Source organism: Terrabacter sp. BE26 (assembly GCF_041941675.1).
GTDB lineage: Bacteria > Actinomycetota > Actinomycetes > Actinomycetales > Dermatophilaceae > Terrabacter.
In genome coordinates this window covers 2,122,341-2,139,901 of the sequence record NZ_CP090122.1, presented here as the reverse complement: position 1 = coordinate 2,139,901, position 17,561 = coordinate 2,122,341, and the positions used below count along the sequence as shown (strand labels likewise).

The following is a 17,561-nucleotide window of genomic DNA, read 5'->3' as shown; positions in this document are numbered from 1 at the left end:
GAGCGGGCGACGGGCATCAGAACTCGGTGACGGGACGGATCTCGACAACGGGGTGGACCTGGACGAGCACCTCTGCTGCCTCGACGAGCGCGTCGGCGTCACCGCAGGTGACGAGGAAGAAGCCGGGACTGACGGCGCAGCCCGGGGCGGGAAGCCCCTAGCTGCAGGTGCCGAGCACCCGGGCGATGCTCGCCTTCTCCGCGGGAGTCACCCACAGCCGGTAGCGCGCCTTGACGGCGACCTGACGAGCGACGTACCCGCAGCGGAACGCCTTGTTCGGCGGCAGCCAGCTCGCGGCGTCGGCGTCGCGCTTGGCGCTGTTGGTGCGGCCGTCGACGGCAAGCAGCTCGAGCGGGTCGTTGGCGAGGGCCGCGCGCTCGCTCACCGTCAGCTGCTGCGCGCCGGTGACCCACGCGTCGCCGAGGGCGACGACGTGGTCGATCTGGACCTGCGAGGAGCTCGCCCGGCCACGCACGAAGCTGATGGCGCGCCCGGTGTACAGGTCGGCGAGCGCGCCGGCGAGCACCACGCACCCGCGGGTCCCGGGCTTGAGGCGAACGGCCGTCAGGTCCCGTCGGAGCACGTCGTTGCGGGTGTCGCAGCCGTTGTGCCCTCCGGCCACGTCGACGTCGTCGGTCCACGACGGCCCGAAGGCGCTCCAGTCGTAGCCGGTCCTGGGCGCGCGCCCCTTGACGGGGAGGCGGTCCAGCGTGACCTTCGCCGCGCGGGCCTGCTCGGGGCTCAGACGCGGGACCCGCTGCGAGGCAGTGCCGCTCGGGCCCGAGGTGCCGCTGCTGGTCCGCTCGATGCGCGTGGCGCCGTGCGATGCTGCCGCCCCGGGCGACGTGAGCGGCAGGCCGCAGCCGGCCAGCAGGCCGGTCAGGGCGGAGGCCGTGGCGGCCGTCAGCGCGGCAGCGCGAAGCGCCTGCATGGTGCCTGCTTCCTGGTGTTCGGAGGTGAGGGGTGGGGTCGGGCGCGGGGGCGCAGTGCTAGTACTGCTCCCCCGTGCGCCACGACATCTCCTGCAGCTCGAAGGTGTTGCCGTCGGGGTCGGAGAAGCTGGCGCCGCGCACCCCACCCCCGAAGTCGTGGATCTCCCCCACGTCGACGCCGCGCCGCACCAGCTCGGCCCGGACCTCCTCGATGTCCTCCACGACCAGGTGCAGGCCGCGGATGCTGCCCGGCACTCCGCCGTAGACGTCGAGCCCGGTGCCGAACCCGATCGAACAGCCCGAGCCCGGGGGCGTCAGCTGGACCACCCGGACCCCCTCGGTCGGCTGCACGTCGTGGTCCTTGGTGAAGCCGAGCCTGTCGGCATAGAACTCGATGGCCCGGTCGACGTCCGAGACCGGTACCGGGACCAGTTCCACCTTCATCTTCATGTGAACCTCCTCAGGACTGGGTGCGCAGGTAGCGCCCGAAATGCGGAACGGTGAACGCGATGAGGCCGCGCTCGCCGGAGTAGATGAGCCCCTTCTTGATGAGCGCGTCCCGGGCCGGCGAGAGCGACTGCGGCTTGCGTCCGAGCACGTCCGCCACGGCGGACGTCGGCACGGCCTCCCGCTCGGTCACGCCGTCGCGGACGTATGCCGCCGCGTCGCCGTCCGCCGTCCCGGCAGGCTCCGTGGTCCCGGCAGGCTCCGCCGTCCCGGCGCCGTCTCCCTCGACCCCAGCCCGGGCCGCTCCCACGAGGGCGGCGTCGGCCATGGCGCGGAGGTACTCGCGCTCGGCGGGCGTCGCCCGCTCGAAGCGCGAGCCGAAGAAGCCGACGGCCAGCTCAGCCTCGGCCTCCGGCACGGCCACGCGGATGTCCTGGGCCGTCACCGGCGAGCTCGGCGCGACGTCCCAGACGACCTTGCCGTAGGCCTGGATGAAGTAGGGATAGCCGGCTGTCACGGCATACATCTCGTCGAGGGCCTCCGGCGTGAACTCGCACCCCTCCTCGGCGGCGGGTCCGACGAGCGCCCGGTCGGCCGAGTCGCGTGGAAGGCGGTCGATGCGGGAGTAGCGGAAGAGCCTCTCGGAGTAGGACTTCGACGCGGACAGGACCGCCGGCAGGTGCGGGAGCCCTGCGCCCACGACGATGACCGGGAGCCCCGACTGGGAGATCTCGTGGCAGGCGGCACACAGCGCGGAGACGTCGTCGGGGTCGAGGTCCTGCATCTCGTCGATGAAGAAGGCGACGCCCTTGCCGACGTCGGCGGCGAGCCCGCCGATGTCGGTGAACAGCTCGACGAGGTCGATCTCGATGTCGCCGGAGTCGGCCCGCCCGGTGGTCGCGGGGACGTCGATGCCGGGCTGCCACCGGTCGCGCAGCTTGGCCCCGCTCGGGGCCTCGCGCAGCGCGAAGGCCTTGATGATGCCGAGCACCTGGTCCACCTCGTCGCCGCGCGGATGGCCGAGCTCCCGCACCGCCTGGTGCGCGGCCGCAGCGAGCGGGCGGCGCAGCCTCTGGTCGGGGCGGGCCTCGAACTTGCCGGTGCCCCAGTCCGCGCGAACGGCCGAGCTGCGCAGTGCGTTGAGCAGCACGGTCTTGCCGACACCGCGCAGCCCGGTCAGGACGATGGAGCGCTCCGACCGGCCGCGCGCGATCCTCTCGAGCACGACGTCGAAGGTGCGCAGCTGCTCGTCACGACCGGCGAGCTCGGGCGGGCGCTGGCCGGCACCCGGGGCGTACGGGTTGGTGATCGGGTCCACGCTCGGAGGCTATATGCCTGTCTACCGCAGATCTGAGATGTCGCGATAAGCGGGCATCGGCGCGTCGCGGTGTCACCGCGAGGTCCCCTCGCGACCCCTGGGCGACTCTTCGGCGCCCCTCTGGGCGACGCAGGGTTTCAGCGTCCCGGAAACCCGCTGGGTTCGGATTCCAGCGAATTCAGGCAAGAAAATACGCCGTTCCGCACGGTCAGGGGTGGTCATGCGGAACGGCGCGTTGCGACTATAACTCCCCCGGGGGTGCGCCGGTCAAGCCATCGAGGCGATTTCGAAGATTTCGTCGGGGCGAGCGATGGCGTCCTGCTCGGCGACGAGCAGCATCTCGTCCGCGCCGCGGGCGTGCGTGCGCTCCAGGACGGCATACATGGTGGCCGCCGTGCGGCTCAGGGCCACCTGCGGGCCGTCCGTGAGGTAGTGCGCGAGGAAGATGGCCGCGGTGACGTCGCCGCCACCGCGCACCGTCATGGGGAGCATCGGGGTGGTGACGACCCAGGCGTCGTCGGCGGTGACGCACGCCATCTGGATCGTGCCGTCCGGGGTGTCCGAGGTGACGGCGCTGGTGACGAGGACGACCGAGGGTCCCTGCGCGATGAGCTCGCGCGCCGCGACCACGAGGTCGGCCTGGGAGGAGACCTCACGCCCCACGAGGAACTCGAGCTCGAACTGGTTGGGCGTGACGATGTCGGCCTGGGGCACGACGTGGTCGCGCATGTACTCGGGGATGCCCTCGCGCACGAAGAAGCCGCGGCCGACGTCGCCCATGACCGGGTCGCAGCAGTAGATCGCGGCGGGGTTGGCGGCCTTGACGCGCGCCACGGCGTCGAGCACGACCTCGCCGACGGCCTCGGCGCCCTGGTAGCCCGACAGCACCGCGTCGATCGCCGGGAAGGCGCCGCGCTCCTCCACGCCGTCGATGACGGCTGCGACGTCGGCCGGCGCGATGAGCGGGCCGCGGGTAGAGCCGTAGCCGGTGTGGTTGGAGAAGGTCACCGTGAGCACGGGGTAGACCTCGTGGCCGAGTCGCTGGAGCGGGAAGACCGCCGCGGAGTTGCCGGCGTGGCCGTAGGCGACGTGGGACTGGATCGACAGGATCTTCACGTTCCTCACGATACTGGCCGGGCGCAGGCGGCCCGGGTCCTCGTAGAGCGCAGGGCTCGGCCGCACTCGCGTGTCAGGATGGGCCCATGAGCGCCATCCCCACCACGACCGTGTCCGAGCTGCCCGACGACGCCGTCCTCGTCGACGTCCGCGAGGCCGACGAGTGGGCCGCCGGCCACGCCCCCGGAGCCGTCCACATCCCCCTCGGCGAGCTGCCGGGCCGCCTCGGCGAGCTTCCCGAGACCGACGACGCCGTCGCGGTCGTATGCCGTTCCGGGGGCCGTTCCGCACGCGCCGTCCAGTGGCTCGCGCACCAGGGCTACGACGTGGTCAACGTCGAGGGCGGCATGCTCGAGTGGCAGCGGGCCGGCAAGCGCCTGGCAGCGGACGGCGAACCGAACATCGTGTGACCGCCATGAGTGACCGGAACAGCAGGAACGACAGGGACGCCGAGCGGGAGACCGGCCAGCCGGACCCGAGCCACGACGAGTGGTCCGCCTGGCTGCCGCAGCTCGACCCACCGGCGACCACACCGGCCACTCCGGAGCCCTCCCAGGCGCCGCCCGCACCGACTCCCGCGCCGACCCTCCCGCCGAGCGCGTGGGCGCCCCCACGGCAGGCGTATGCCGTCCGGTTCCCGGCGCCTCCGCCGCCCAGCGTGCAGCGCCCGCCCAGCTGGATGGGCTGGGCCGTGCTGTGCCTGCTCGTGTGCTTCCCCATCGGCATCGTGGCGGTCATCAAGGCCGCGTCGGTCAATACCCACTGGATGCACGGCCGGGTCGACGCGGCCCGGCGAGCGTCGCGATCGGCGCGGATCTGGTGCATCGCGGCGGTCGCCGTGTGGGTGTTCTCGTGGTTCTTCCTGGCCTCGGTCGCCCACGGCATCTACTACCTCCACTGACGGGCTGGGCTCACCGGATCGGCAGAGCCGCCGGTTGCGTGCAGACCAGCTCGTCCCCCTGCGGGGCCGTGACCGGCACCTGCACGACGCCGTCGCCGACCGAGGACGGCTTCGCCTGCCCGGTGCGACCGTCGACCTGCACGCAGAACTGCCACTTCCCGACGGCCGGGTCGACGGGCTGCCGTGGGGCCGAGAAGGAGTCACCGGGCACGTCGAGGACAGGCGGCCACACGGCATACGCCCGCCCCGTGAGGGAGGCGCCGGGGGCGATGACGTGGCCGCCCATGACGGGCGCGGCGATGAAGCGCACGTTCGGCGCGGTGGCGAAGCCCTGCTTGCTGATGCGCAGCGCGCCGGACTCCTCGTAGACCCAGGCGTGCTGGAGGTCGACGTCCACCGGGAGGGTGCCGCTGCCGAGCTCCTGCGGCACGACGTCGTAGGCGAGGACCGGCTGCGTCCCGGTGTTGGTCACCCGGTAGTCGACGACGAGGCCTGGGTGCACGGACATGCCCGCGCCCGTCGCACCGGTTTGCACCTGACCCTCCGGTGCCAGCGACGCCTCGAGGCGCACGCTCCCGACGACGGTGGTCCGGGCGGCGCTGCCCGTCGAGGGCTGCGGGCCTCCACCGGCCGCGGGGGTCGCCGAGCCGGACGACGGGCTCGCCTGGCCGCACGCACTCGTGGCGAGCACGGCACCAACGGCCAACGTGAGCAGCGTCAGACTGCGGGCAGCGCGCACCGGGCGGGCCGGGCGGGCGCGGCCAGGACGGACGGGACGGGTCTTGGGCGTCATACCGTGGAAGACAAGCACGGGCCCCGGACCGTTGCACCCGGGACGCCTTCGAGCGAAGTCTGAATGCCACCTGAACGGATTCCTGACGCGGGCTGGGCACTCGGCTACGGGAGCGCACAGTTTGGGCAAACAGTGCTCAAAGGGACCGTCCGAGGACCCTGGCGCGGGGCGCCGGGGGCATACGTTCGCTCCGGCCGCAGGGCGGTGCGCCCATGCGCTGCCTCGGCCGAACCAGCCGTTCAGAGGAGACCCCATGAAACGCTCCGCCCGACTCGCGCTCGCCGGCGTCGGCGCCGCCGCGCTCGTCGTCCCGGCCGTCGCCGCAGCCGGCGCCGTCAGCGCCCACCCGGCCCCGGTCGGCAGGTCGGCGTCGCCCGCCACCACCAGCCCCATCAAGCACGTCGTCGTCATCTTCGGCGAGAACGTGTCGTTCGACCACTACTTCGCGACCTATCCCAAGGCCGCCAACCTCCCGGATGAGACCCAGCAGGGCTCGAACACGCCGGCCCCGAAGTTCACCGCGGCGCAGGGCACCCCGCGCAACATCGCGACGCTCGCCCACGACCGCCTGCTCGCGCCGAACAACCCCAACTCCGTGCAGCCCCAGCGCCTCACGCCCGGCCAGGCCGTCACCTGCGACCAGGACCACACGTACACGAACGAGCAGAAGGCCTACAACGCCGGCGCAATGGACAAGTTCGTGGAGTTCACGAGCAAGGACGCGTGCGCCGCCCCGACCTTCGGCCGCCCCGGGCTCACGATGGACTACTACGACGGCAACACCGTCACGGCGATGTGGAACTACGCGCAGCACTACGCGATGAGCGACCACGCCTTCAGCACCACCTTCGGCCCGTCCTCCCCGGGCGCGCTCAACCTCGTCTCCGGCCAGACCCACGGCGTCAAGGAGTTCAACGCCGACGGCACCCCGGCCACGACCCCCGCCGGTGGCGACTACACGGTGCGCGTCCCCGACGCCAACGGCGTCGGCACGATGACCGGTGACCCCGACCCCGTCTACGACGACTGCTCCAACAACAGCCACACGAAGAGCTACACGCTCGCGGGCATGACGGGCCGCAACATCGGCGACCTGCTGAACGCCAAGAAGGTGTCGTGGGGCTGGTTCCAGGGCGGCTTCACGCCGACGACCCCGGCCGCCGGTGGCGCGCCCGCCTCGTGCACGACCACGCACACCAACGTTGCGGGCGTCTCCTCGACCGACTACAACCCGCACCACGAGCCCTTCCAGTACTACGCGTCGACGGCGAACCCGCACCACCTGCCGCCGGCCAGCACCGCCGAGATCGGCCACGACGGCCAGGCCAACCACCAGTACGACATGACGTCCTTCGACCAGGTCGTCGGCACCGACAACCTGCCGGCCGTCAGCTTCCTCAAGGCGCCGAACTACCAGGACGGCCACGCCGGCTACTCCGACCCTCTCGACGAGCAGCACTTCGTCGTCAAGGAGGTCAACGCCATCCAGAAGTCGAAGCACTGGAAGGACACGGCGATCGTCCTGGCCTACGACGACTCCGACGGCTGGTACGACCACGTCGCGGCCCAGGTGAAGAACGCCTCGAACACGACCGACGACGCGGCCTTCTGCACCAAGGCGGCTGCGGCCGGCGTGCCGATCGCCCAGGGCTACCAGGACCGCTGCGGCCCCGGCCCGCGCCAGCCGCTCGTGGTGATCTCGCCCTTCGCCAGGGCGAACTTCGTCGACCACCACCAGACCGACCAGGCCTCGATCCTGCGTCTCATCGAGGACAACTGGAAGGTCGGCCGCATCGGCGACGGCTCGGCCGACGCCTGGGCTGGCTCGATGCGCGGCCTCTTCTCGTTCGACGAGTCGCAGGCCCCGCAGGTGATCCTCGACGACACCACCGGCACCGTCGTGTCGGTCAAGCGGTCCCACGGTGACGACGACCGTTCCGACCACGGACACGGCGAGCGCTCGGGCGACCACTCGGGCATGCCGGCCCGTCGGGGCTGACGCCGAAGGTCACCTGCCGTCACAGCACAGCAGGAGAGGGCGCGCCGGATCTGCCGGCGCGCCCTCTTCCCTGTGCGGGCTTCGTGAACGGACTACTTGAGCAGCCGCGACATCCGCCGGTCGGCGAGCGGCTTGCCGCCCGTCTGGCAGGTGGCGCAGTACTGCAGGGACGTGTCGGCGAAGGACACCTCGCGCACGGTGTCGCCGCAGACCGGGCACGTCTCGCCGGTGCGCGCGTGGACCCGCATCCCGGCCCGCTTGGCGTCCTTCAGCTCCTTGGCCGGCTTGCCCGACGCCGTCGCGACGGCGCTCTTCAGCGTGTCGCGCAGGGCGGCATACAACCGCTCGACGACCTCGGGGGCGAGGGACCCGGCGATGGCGAACGGGCTGATCTTCGCGACGTGCAGGATCTCGTCGGAGTAGGCGTTGCCCACCCCGGCGATGAACTCCTGGTCGCGCAGCAGTCCCTTGATCTGGGTGCGGCGGCCCTCGAGCATCGAGCGGAACCGCTCGAGCGTGAAGTCGTCGGCCATCGGGTCGGGCCCGAGCCGAGCGATGCCCGGCACCTCGGCCGGGTCCTTGACGATGTAGGCGGCCAGCGACTTCTTCGTGCCCGCCTCGGTGAGGTCGAATCCGGAGCCGTCGGACAGGCGTACGCGCAGGGCGATCGGCGACTTGCCGGGGCGCACGACGGTGGTGGGCAGCTGGTCGGACCAGCGCAGCCAGCCGGCCCGGGCCAGGTGGAAGACGAGATGGGTGCCGTCGGCGTCGATGTCGAGGAACTTGCCGTGGCGGTGGACGCCGTCGATGGGGGCGCCCTCGAGCGCCTGCGGCGGTGGGTTGAAGGTCTTGAGCACGCTGAACGACGCGAGCTCGACCCCGGTGATGGCGAGGCCTTCCGTCCGCTCGGCGAGGAAGTCGACGAGCGCCTGCACCTCCGGCAGCTCAGGCATGGGCCCAGTGTGTCATCCGGCGCCCACGGAACGGCCCGGACGGGAAGGCTGCTCGTCGGCGGCGACGGGTTCGCCGACCTTGCCCACGGAGTCGAGGACCCGGAGCAGCTCGTGCCCGTCGGCCGCCGAGAAGGTCGGGACCGAGCGCGAGGCCCACGGCCGGATGGGCGAGTCGATCTTCATCGGGTTGGACAGGACCTGCTCGGTCGGCGACAGGTGACGGATGCAGATGGCGTCGACGCGTTCGGGCCGGGCCTCGGCGAACTCGGCGTAGATCTCGGGATCGTGCTGCCCGTCATCGCCCACGAGCAGCCACCTGATGTCGGGGAAGTCGCGGGCGAGCCGGTCCAGCGCGGTGCGCTTGTGCGCCTGGCCGCTGCGGAACCACCCGGTGTTGGTCGGCCCCCAGTCGGTGAGCAGGAGCGGCCCGAGCGGGAAGCCGTTCTCGACGAGGAAGCGGTTGAGGGTGGCGGCGGTGTTCCACGCGCCCGTCGAGACGTAGACGATCGGAGCGCCCGGGTGCGCGGCCAACAGGCGGCGGTACATCGGCGCCATGCCCGACACCGCGTGACGGGCCTTACCCTTGCGCACGAACGTGTTGAAGGCCGCGATCAGGGGGCGCGGCAGCATCGTCGTGATGACGGTGTCGTCGATGTCACTGACGATGCCGAAGGTGACGTCGTCGGCGACGATGAAGACGTCGGCCGCGACGGGCTCGGTGCCCTGCACCTCGACGATCACCTGCTGCCAGCCCGGGGCGAGGCCGTGGTCGCGGGCGACGATGTCGACGTGGCCGCCGCGGTCCGAGCGGCCGTAGACCTCGCGGTCGCCCGCCGTCACCTTCACGGGGACGCCGGTGGCCGGCGAGGTGAGGAAGGCGCGCCAGCCACGGTCGTAGCGCGCCGGGGTCAGCGCACCCGTCGCGTCCTGGCGCGGCTCCGGGCCCTCGGTGTGCTCACGGCCCTTGCGGCCCAGCACGATCCGCGCATACACGCGCACGAACGAGGACGAGCCGTAGCCGACGTGCGTGATGACCCGGTTGCCCCAGCCGCGGCTGCGGAGCACGCGTTCTACCTGCTCGTGGACGGCGTCCTCGATGATGGCGGCCGCATGCGGTCGTGACATGGCCTCAACCTACCTGCGCCGACCGTCATCCGCGCCGACCGCGGGGTTACCGGCAGGTACCACCAGCTGGACCCCACCGGGCACGCCGACCGCGCGGCAGGTTTGATGGAGGGCGTGCACCCCATCGGCGAAGTACTCAGCAGGGCCGCAACGGGCGACTTCCCCGCCGTCGACGGCGGCTGGCGACGCGTGGAGCCGTGGCGCTCCGGCGTCGAGGGCGTCGTCGCCTTCACCGGCCACGCCATCCTGGCCGTCGACGACGAGATCTCCGACGGCACGCTCGTGGCCCTCAGCCCGGACGGGTTCGGCGGAGCCAGCAACCCACGCCTCGTCTCCCGGCTCGCCGGCAGCGGCTGGATCGACGCGCTCGACATCGTCCTCGTCGCGCGCGGCGCCGGCGGCGAGCCGGCGCTCGTGCCGCGCAGCGACCTGCGCAACCACCCGCGCGCCGAGCACGCGACCTCCGTGCGCAGCGACGTCGCGACCTACGGGTACGCCGCCCCCGACGACCGCACCCTCGTGACCCTCTCGACCGGGCTCGGCGGCCTGCCCGAGGTCGGGCTCGAGACCGACCCGGCCAAGGACCACGTCGGGTCGGACGTCGTCCGCCACGCGCTGACCCTCGTCCCCGAGGACGAGGTGGTCGTCGCCGCGTGCGCCCCCGGCAACGCCAGGGCCCTGCGCGCGTTCCTGGCGGGCGGCTTCGACCCCGTGGCCTCCGTCCAGCTCTGGCGCCCGGAGCGCTGAAGCCCGGGCCGCGGCGCCATGCCGAGGACACACGTTCCACACCCTCGGCACAGGCTTGCCACACAGGAGGCCCGCGGGCCACGCCGTACGGTGTAGCCATGCTCAAGGCATCTCGGGTCAAACCTCTCGTCGTCGTCGCGCTGACGAGCGCGCTCGCCAGCGCCTCCAGCGCCGGCTGTTCGCTCTTCGCCTCCGCACCGGAGCCGGGGGACGCCGCCCGCGCCCTGGCCAAGGGCCTGGCGACCGGCGACCTGGGCGCCGTGGCGTTCGGGAACACGACCCCGGCCAAGGCGACCGCCTTCGTCGCGAGCGCATACAAGGGCGTCGGCACCCTGCGCCCGACGGTGTCGCTGAGCAGTCTGAGTCACCCCGAGGGCTCGGACCGCGCCACCGCCACGCTCTCCAGCCGGTGGGACGTCTCCGCGTCGCCGACCGACTGGACCTACGAGACGCAGGTGCCGCTGACTCTCGTCGCCGGCCTGTGGAAGGTGACGTGGAGCCCCGGCGTGGTCGCGCCCGAGCTCGGCCCGGACGAGGGCCTCAGCGTCACCCGCACCGCTCCTCGCCGGGCGGACATCCTCGACGCCGGGGGCGGCAAGCTCATGACCGAGCGCGAGGTCGCGGTGATCGGCATCGACAAGACGAAGGTCTCGGGAGCGCAGGCGACGGCGTCGGCCCGCAGGCTCGCCGCACTGCTCGACATCGACCCGGGCCGCTTCGCCGCCAAGGTCTCGGCCGCCGGCGCGAAGGCCTTCGTCCAGGGCCTCACCGTGCGCGCGACCGACCCCCTCCTCACGAAGAACGGCCCGGCGATCAAGGAGGTCAACGGGGCGCTCAGCGTCCCCGCCATGCAGGTGCTCGGACCCACCCGCACGTGGGCGGCCCCGATCCTCGGGAGCGTCGGCGAGGCCACCGCGGAGCAGATCGCCAAGTCCAAGGGCGCGCTGCACAGTGGTGACACCGTCGGCATGAGCGGCCTCGAGTACCGCTACGACACGCAGCTGCGCGGCACCCCGGGCCTCGCCGTGCTCGCGGTCAAGCGTGGCGCCGACGGCAGCGTGCTGGACAAGCGGGAGCTCTTCGCCGAGGTGTCCAAGGAGGGCGAGCCGCTCAGGACCACCCTCGATCCGAAGGCCCAGAGTGCCGCCGAGGCGGCCCTGGCCTCCCAGACCGCCCGGCCGACGGCGCTCGTGGCCGTACGCGTGTCCACCGGTGAGGTGCTCGCCGCAGCAGTCGGGCCCGGCGCCGGCGGCTCGACCCTCGCGCTGGCCGGCAAGGAGGCGCCGGGGTCGACGTTCAAGATCGCGAGCTCGCTGGCGCTGGTCCGCACGGGCGCGACCGCGGCCACGAAGCTGCCGTGCACCGACGCGCTCACGGTCAACGGGCGCCGCTTCGGCAACTACACCGGCTACCCCAAGGACAAGCTCGGCGACATCCCGATGCAGACCGCCCTCGCCTTCTCCTGCAACACCGCCTTCATCAGCCAGCACCCGAAGGTGAGCCAGGACGAGCTCGCCCAGGCGGCGCAGTCGCTCGGCATGGGCGAGAAGCTCGACCTGCCGTTCACGGGGTTCGTCGGCTCCGTGCCGGCGACCGACGACGTCGTCGAGCACGCGGCCTCGTTCATCGGCCAGGGGCGGGTCGAGGCCTCGCCGCTGACGATGGCTCTGGTCGTCGCTTCGGTGATGAAGGGCCAGACGGTGCGCCCGGCGCTCGTGCAGGGCGCCGAGGCGCTGCCCCAGCCGGCCAAGCCCCTCGAGCCGGCCGAGGCGGCCGTGCTGCGCCAGGAGATGAGCGCGGTCGTCAAGGAGGGCTCCGGCAAGGTGCTGGCGCCGCTCGGGGTGCAGTACGCCAAGACCGGCACGGCCGAGTTCGGCACGAAGAACCCGCCCGACACGCACGCGTGGATGGTGGCCGGCCGCGGCGACATCGCGATCGCCGCCTACAACGAGGTCGGCGACAACGGCGTGACCGGCGCCGCGCCCTTCATCACCAGCTTCCTCAAGGCCTACGACCTCCACTGACCAGCGCGATCCCCCACCGTCGAGTGGCCAATCTTTGCGGGTGCTGCGTAGTCGAAAGGCCACTTCTCGTGACGAGAAGTGGCCTTTCGACATGGTGCAGCCCGCAGACTTTGGCCTTTCGACGGTTGAGTCGCGGGGGCTACCGAGCGGGGACCACGTCGACGTCCGCGGCGCGCACGAACGCGAAGCGGTGGCCGAGCGAGATCTGGTAGTAGCGGTCCTGACCGACGACGTCGACGTGGTCGTTCGGGGTGTCGGGTGAGAAGGTCACGGCCCGGTAGTAGTCGGTCGGGACGGTGAGGTCGCCGACGGCATACCGCTGGCCCGCGGCGAAGGTGTACTGCAGCGGGGAGACCGCCTGGGCGGGGATGCCGGCCGGGTAGGCGGACGCCTCGGGGTAGGCGCGGCCGTAGACGGGAGCCTTGGCGAGGCCCGCCTTGGGCACGACGTAGTAGCCCCGGACCGGGACGGCCGTCGGGTCGGCGACCGGGTTGAGGAACCAGCCCTTGACACCGTTGAACCAGATCGCCGTCCAGTCACCCTGGCGCTCGGCCACCGCGAAGGTCAGGCCGGTCTGGGCGCGGGCACCGATGTCGGAGACGGAGGTCGTCGAGGGGGCACCGCTGGCCTTGCGGCCGATGTCGCCCACGAGCGGCGCGGACTCGGACGGGGCGGTGTGCAGGTAGACGAAGTTCGTCGGCTGCGAGCCGCAGCTGTCGGCGACCTTGTCGTCGCAGTACGTCACGATCTGCTGGTTGTCCTCGAAGCCGGGCAGGATCCGGACGAGGTCCTTGGCGTGGCGGGCGGTGTGCGACTGGAGCGGGGCGCCGAGGAGCTGGAAGTAGTGCTCCCAGTTCCAGTAGGGCCCCGGGTCCCAGTGCATGCCGGCGACGTTGGCGGCCGTCACGCCGGGGATCTGGTCGTGGCCGAAGATGTGCTGCATGTCGAGCGGGATGTCGTACTCCCTCGCCAGGTAGCGAACGAGACGCGCCGACGAGCGGTACATCGGCTCGCTGAACCACTGGGCGCCTTGGGCGGCGAAGCCCTCGTGCTCGATGCCGATCGCGTGGCCGTTGATGTACCAGTTGCCGGCGTGCCAGCCGACGTCCTTGGGGTCGAGGTGCTGGGCGATGTGGCCGTCGGAGCTGCGGACCGTGTAGTTCCAGGCGAGGTAGTTCGGGTCGGAGACGAGCTTGAGGGCGGTGTCGTAGCTGCCCTCGGTGTTGTGGATCACGATGTCGGTGATCTTGGGCGCGACGGGCCGCTTGGCGAGGTCGTGGTTGCCGTAGTCACCGGCGCCCGGGCCGGTCTGGGCGTAGGGCGCCGGCAGCCACTCGCAGTCGAGGCCGGGCGGGCAGTCCACGGGCCCCTTGTTGTGCTTCTGGTGCAGGTGGAGCCTGCCGGCGAGCCCCGTCTGCGGCTTGACCCTCGAGGGCGGCAGGGAGACCTGCTTGCCGTCGATCGTGCGACGGGAGGCGCCCGAGGCGATGACGGAGTAGGTGTCGTCGGCGAACGCGTCCGCGACGTCCTGCTCGCTGGAGCCGGAGGCGTCGGCGACCGCGGCATACCACTGCCCGGCGTCGGTGGCCTGGCCCGTCGGCAGGCCCAGGCGCTTCTGCGTGGCGGCCAGCAGGGCCGCGCCGCCTCGGATGTTGGCCCGCTCGTCGGTGCGCAGCGCGTCCTTGGACAGGCCGGTCAGCGTTGCGGCCCGACCGAGGGTGTCGGCGACGGGGTCGGGGGTGGGCGTGGGCGCCTCGCCGAGGCCGCGGCCCTCTGCCGCGGAGCCGAGGGCGGCGTCGACGAGGTGCATGGGACCGTAGCCGCCGGAGCTGCTGTGGCCGGGGTGGAAGTCCCACCGGGTCTGCGAGTAGGACACAGCCTCGAGGACCGTGCGGGGCACACCGAACTCGGCGGAGGCGGCCGCGAAGGCGCGCTCACGACTGGCCGAGTCGCTGCCCGCGACGCTGGCCGAGGGGTCTGCCGCCTGGGCTGCCGGGGAGGCCAGGGCCAGGCCCGCGGAGACTGCCGCGACGGTGCCGAGCGCCACCAGGGACTGCCGCGCCCTGCGTGCCCTTGGTGTTCGGTGTGGTGAGGAGGTGGATGTCACTCGATCGTCCCTTTCGTGTCTTGGCTGCAGGATGCTCGGCACCGGTGTGGGTCCACCGGGGGCGCCGTCCTGGGGTGGGGGTCAGGCGGGCCCAGAGCCCGGGACAAACCTCCGATACCGAGCATTCCGCTGCATCTCGGGGCCCGCCACTTGAATCTCACGTCGACCCGCTCGCTCGTCACCGCGGCGTTGTTACCGCGGCGTTGCGCCTTCGCCGGCGGCTCGCAGGGACCACCATGGGAACCATGGGGCGCGCTGGCCTGGGTGTGGGCTTGGCCATGGCAGCAGTGCTGGTCGGGGGATGCGGGGGCGCCTCCTCGCCCGGTTCCTCCGGGTTCCCCGGCTCCTCCGAGGCGCAGACAGGGGCCCAGACAGGGGCGCAGACCGACCCCATCCCCGCCACCTCGCCTCCCCCGCAGTCCGGCGACGGCGGCGACAGCGGGAGTGAGGCGTCCCGCGGTCCGCAGTTCCCCCTCACCCTGCGGCGCACGGGCGGCAGCGCCGGCTACGATGACGTCGTGGTGCTCGGCGCCGACGGCCGGGTGCTCGTCGAGACGAGGTCGGTGCACGGCCGGGTCTGCCTGCTGGACCACGCCCTGCAGCGTCGGCTCCTCTCGCTCCTCGCGACCCTGCGCCCGGAGGCGAGTGCCCTGCCCAGCACCGTCCTGCCGAGCGACGGGTCCACCACGGTGGGAGCCGACGTGGCCGAGAGCGACCCGATCACCATCTCCGTCACGGACGACCGTGCCCGGGCGATCGACCTCAGCGACCCCTCGCTGGGAGAGATCTCGGGTCTCGTCGGGACGCTCGTCAGCGACGTGACGCTCACCGTCCCGGCGGTCACCCGGTGCATGACCCCGGCGTCGCCGTCTGCGTCGTCGTCGCTGCCGACGCCCTGAACGGCACCGACGCGAGAGGTCGGTATGCCGCCGGGCGTGACCCGGCGGCATACCGACCTCGGTGCCTGGTGCGCCTCAGGCGAGGCGCCGGTCGATCAGCGGTGGCCGATCAGAAGCTCGTCGCCACGTCGTCGACGACGAAGCTCGTCTGGAGCGAGGAGTCCTCGGTGTCGGCGAACTTCAGCGTGACGTTCGTGCCCTTGTAGGCCGTCAGGTCGATCGTCTTCTGGACGTAGGACGCCTTCGGCGTGGACAGGTTGGAGTAGCTCTGCTTCGTCACGCCGTTGATGGAGACCGTGGCGGTGTCGTAGGCCGAGGTCGTCGACGTCTCAGCGGTGTCGATCCGGATCCAGTAGGTCAGGGTCGGCGAGGTGGCCGTGGACGGGACGGCGAAGGTCTGCGACTCGTTCTCGGAGCCGGAGGTGCCGTTGCCCCCGAGCCACATCTTCCACGTGCCACCGTGGGCCGGGCGGCCCGTGTTGTTCGTGATCGGGCCCGCGGTGCCGGTCCAGCCGGTCTGCCCGGACTCGAAGCCGCCGTTGGTCAGCGAGCCACCCGTGCCGCCGCCCCCGCTCGTGCCGCACGTCTCGGTGCTGGCCGGGGCGGCGATGGCGCCCATCGCCTTGTCGACCGCGGTGCACTCGGCCGAGCCGGCGCCGTAGAGGTCCTTGGCGGCCTTGATGACGCCGGTGCGGGCTGCCGCGTAGTTGCTCGAGGAGGTCAGGTAGGTCGAGAGCGTGCGGTACCAGATCTTCTCGGCCTTGAGGTGGCCGATGCCGGTCACGGTGGAGCCGTCACAGGTGGGGCTGTTGTAGCTCACGCCGCCCACCGTCTTGGCGCCGGAGCCCTCGGAGGCGAGGTAGTACCAGTGGTTGAGCGGCCCGGAGGAGTAGTGCGGGTCGAGCAGGCCCAGCGTCGCGCTCCAGCAGTCCTTGGACGCCCCGTCCTTGCTCGGCTTGTCCATGTAGCGCAGCGGTGTGCCGTTGCCGTTGAGGTTGAGCTTCTCGCCGATGAGGTAGTCGGGGTTGTCGTTGGGGTTGTTGGTGTACCACTCGACACCGGTGCCGAAGATGTCGGAGGTCGCCTCGTTGAGGCCCCCGGCGTCGCCGGAGTAGGCCAGGCCCGCCGTGTTCTCGGTGATGCCGTGGCTCATCTCGTGGCCCGCGACGTCCAGCTCCACGAGCGGGGCGGCGTTGTTGGCGCCGTCGCCGTACGTCATCTGCGTGCCGTCCCAGAAGGCGTTGGAGTAGTTCTGGCCGTAGTGGACGCGGCTGCGGGCGCCCGTGCCGTTGTTCCAGATGCCGGCGCGGCCGAGCTGGGTGTTGTAGTAGTCGTACGTCTTGCCGGCGCCGTAGTGCGCGTCGACGGCCGCCGACTGCCGGTTGCTCTGCGAGCCTGTGCCCCAGACGTCGTCGGCGTCGGTGAAGGTCGTGCCGTTGCCGCTCGTGGCCTGGTTCAGGTCGGTCGTGTAGTTCCCGTGGGTGTCCTGCATCGTGTACGCGCCGGAGCTGCCCGAGGTGGCCAGGGACACGCTGCCGACGAAGATGCCGTTGCCGGTGCCCTCCTTGACGTCGTCCCAGCTCGTGAGGGTCTTGCCGGTGATGGCGTCGACGATGGTGTGCAGGCGCGTCGGGGTCTGGTCCGCCTTGATGCCCTCGGTGACGACCTCATACGCGAGCTTCGGGCCGGCGGCCGACTGGAAGACGACGAGCTCGCCGGGCGAGGCCTTCTCGTTCTTCGCCTTGGCGGCGGCGAGGCCGGCGGCCTGGGCGGTGCTGCGCGCGATCTTCGGCGAGAAGGAGGCCGGGGTGGCGCTCTTGCGGATGTTCCACGTCACGCTCTTGACCTTGCCGGAGGCGTCCTTGTGGCTGACGAAGTCGCCGCCGACGACGCGCAGGCCGTTGATCGAGCGGTCGTAGCGCACGTGGGTGTTGCCGTCGGGGTCCGCGATGACGGACTTCACGGTGAGCGTCTCGCCCGTGAGGCCGAGGGCGCTCGCCGAGGATGCCGCGCGGGACTGCTCGGTCGCCTTGAGGCTCTGCGACTCGGGAGCGGGCGCCTTGTCGCGCCCTGCACCTGCCGCTGCGCCCGCCGGGATCGCCGGCGAGATGGCGAGGGCGAGGGCCAGCAGCCCTCCGGTCGCCAGCCCAGACTTCAGTCGGTTCACTGTTGACTCCTTGTGGGGATGCGGCACGAGCGC

At 71.9% G+C, this 17,561-nt stretch carries 15 protein-coding genes; 6 read left to right on the top strand and 9 right to left on the bottom strand.

Annotation, left to right across the window (positions count from 1 at the left end; translation table 11 throughout):
• Positions 1–157: 157 nt before the first annotated feature.
• The 4 genes from LQK93_RS09935 to pdxY all read right to left on the bottom strand — a co-directional run bounded on the left by LQK93_RS09935 (position 158) and on the right by pdxY (position 3,813).
• A complete protein-coding gene (locus LQK93_RS09935) occupies positions 158–931 on the bottom strand; it encodes an HNH endonuclease family protein (protein WP_374971378.1) in 774 nt (257 codons plus the stop codon).
• 58 nt (positions 932–989) lie between these two features.
• Positions 990–1,382 (bottom strand): VOC family protein, encoded by a 393-nt coding sequence (locus LQK93_RS09930; protein ID WP_374971377.1) that lies wholly within the window; start codon positions 1,380–1,382, stop codon positions 990–992.
• 10 nt (positions 1,383–1,392) lie between these two features.
• A complete protein-coding gene (locus LQK93_RS09925) occupies positions 1,393–2,697 on the bottom strand; it encodes an ATP-binding protein (RefSeq protein ID WP_374971376.1) in 1,305 nt (434 codons plus the stop codon).
• Between the two features lie 267 nt (positions 2,698–2,964).
• Positions 2,965–3,813 carry a pyridoxal kinase PdxY gene (gene pdxY / locus LQK93_RS09920; protein ID WP_374971375.1) on the bottom strand — a complete coding sequence of 283 codons (849 nt, stop codon included), beginning with the start codon at positions 3,811–3,813 and terminating at the stop codon, positions 2,965–2,967.
• 86 nt (positions 3,814–3,899) lie between these two features.
• Here pdxY and LQK93_RS09915 point away from each other — a divergent pair, with 86 nt between their 5' ends.
• Entirely contained in the window at positions 3,900–4,223 is a 324-nt protein-coding gene (locus LQK93_RS09915; RefSeq protein ID WP_374971374.1) for a rhodanese-like domain-containing protein, read from the top strand.
• A 5-nt stretch (positions 4,224–4,228) separates the two neighbouring features.
• Positions 4,229–4,714 carry a CD225/dispanin family protein gene (locus LQK93_RS09910; RefSeq protein ID WP_374971373.1) on the top strand — a complete coding sequence of 162 codons (486 nt, stop codon included), beginning with the start codon at positions 4,229–4,231 and terminating at the stop codon, positions 4,712–4,714.
• Between the two features lie 10 nt (positions 4,715–4,724).
• On the opposite strand, the gene LQK93_RS09905 is transcribed toward LQK93_RS09910, so the two are convergent.
• Positions 4,725–5,507: a hypothetical protein gene (locus LQK93_RS09905; protein WP_374971372.1), complete on the bottom strand. Its 783-nt coding sequence runs from the start codon at positions 5,505–5,507 to the stop codon at positions 4,725–4,727.
• Positions 5,508–5,760: 253 nt separating this feature from the next.
• Between LQK93_RS09905 and LQK93_RS09900 the strand changes: the two genes are divergently transcribed.
• Positions 5,761–7,506 (top strand): phospholipase C, encoded by a 1,746-nt coding sequence (locus tag LQK93_RS09900; protein ID WP_374971371.1) that lies wholly within the window; start codon positions 5,761–5,763, stop codon positions 7,504–7,506.
• A 92-nt stretch (positions 7,507–7,598) separates the two neighbouring features.
• Here LQK93_RS09900 and LQK93_RS09895 read toward each other — a convergent pair whose 3' ends face one another.
• Positions 7,599–8,459, bottom strand: a complete 861-nt coding sequence (locus LQK93_RS09895; RefSeq protein ID WP_374971370.1) for an Fpg/Nei family DNA glycosylase — start codon at positions 8,457–8,459, stop codon at positions 7,599–7,601.
• Positions 8,460–8,471: 12 nt separating this feature from the next.
• Positions 8,472–9,584: an App1 family protein gene (locus tag LQK93_RS09890; RefSeq protein WP_374971369.1), complete on the bottom strand. Its 1,113-nt coding sequence runs from the start codon at positions 9,582–9,584 to the stop codon at positions 8,472–8,474.
• Positions 9,585–9,698: 114 nt separating this feature from the next.
• Between LQK93_RS09890 and LQK93_RS09885 the strand changes: the two genes are divergently transcribed.
• A complete protein-coding gene (locus LQK93_RS09885; RefSeq protein WP_374971368.1) occupies positions 9,699–10,331 on the top strand; it encodes an N-acetyltransferase in 633 nt (210 codons plus the stop codon).
• 98 nt (positions 10,332–10,429) lie between these two features.
• On the top strand, positions 10,430–12,355 hold the full coding sequence (locus LQK93_RS09880) for a penicillin-binding transpeptidase domain-containing protein (RefSeq protein WP_374971367.1): 1,926 nt from the start codon (positions 10,430–10,432) through the stop codon (positions 12,353–12,355).
• 139 nt (positions 12,356–12,494) lie between these two features.
• On the opposite strand, the gene LQK93_RS09875 is transcribed toward LQK93_RS09880, so the two are convergent.
• The gene (locus LQK93_RS09875) at positions 12,495–14,402 is read right to left on the bottom strand and encodes an N-acetylmuramoyl-L-alanine amidase (RefSeq protein WP_374971366.1); all 1,908 of its coding nucleotides are present in this window, start codon (positions 14,400–14,402) and stop codon (positions 12,495–12,497) included.
• Between the two features lie 338 nt (positions 14,403–14,740).
• Here LQK93_RS09875 and LQK93_RS09870 point away from each other — a divergent pair, with 338 nt between their 5' ends.
• On the top strand, positions 14,741–15,361 hold the full coding sequence (locus LQK93_RS09870; protein WP_374971365.1) for a hypothetical protein: 621 nt from the start codon (positions 14,741–14,743) through the stop codon (positions 15,359–15,361).
• 109 nt (positions 15,362–15,470) lie between these two features.
• Here LQK93_RS09870 and LQK93_RS09865 read toward each other — a convergent pair whose 3' ends face one another.
• Positions 15,471–17,528, bottom strand: a complete 2,058-nt coding sequence (locus tag LQK93_RS09865; protein WP_374971364.1) for a M4 family metallopeptidase — start codon at positions 17,526–17,528, stop codon at positions 15,471–15,473.
• Positions 17,529–17,561: the final 33 nt, after the last annotated feature.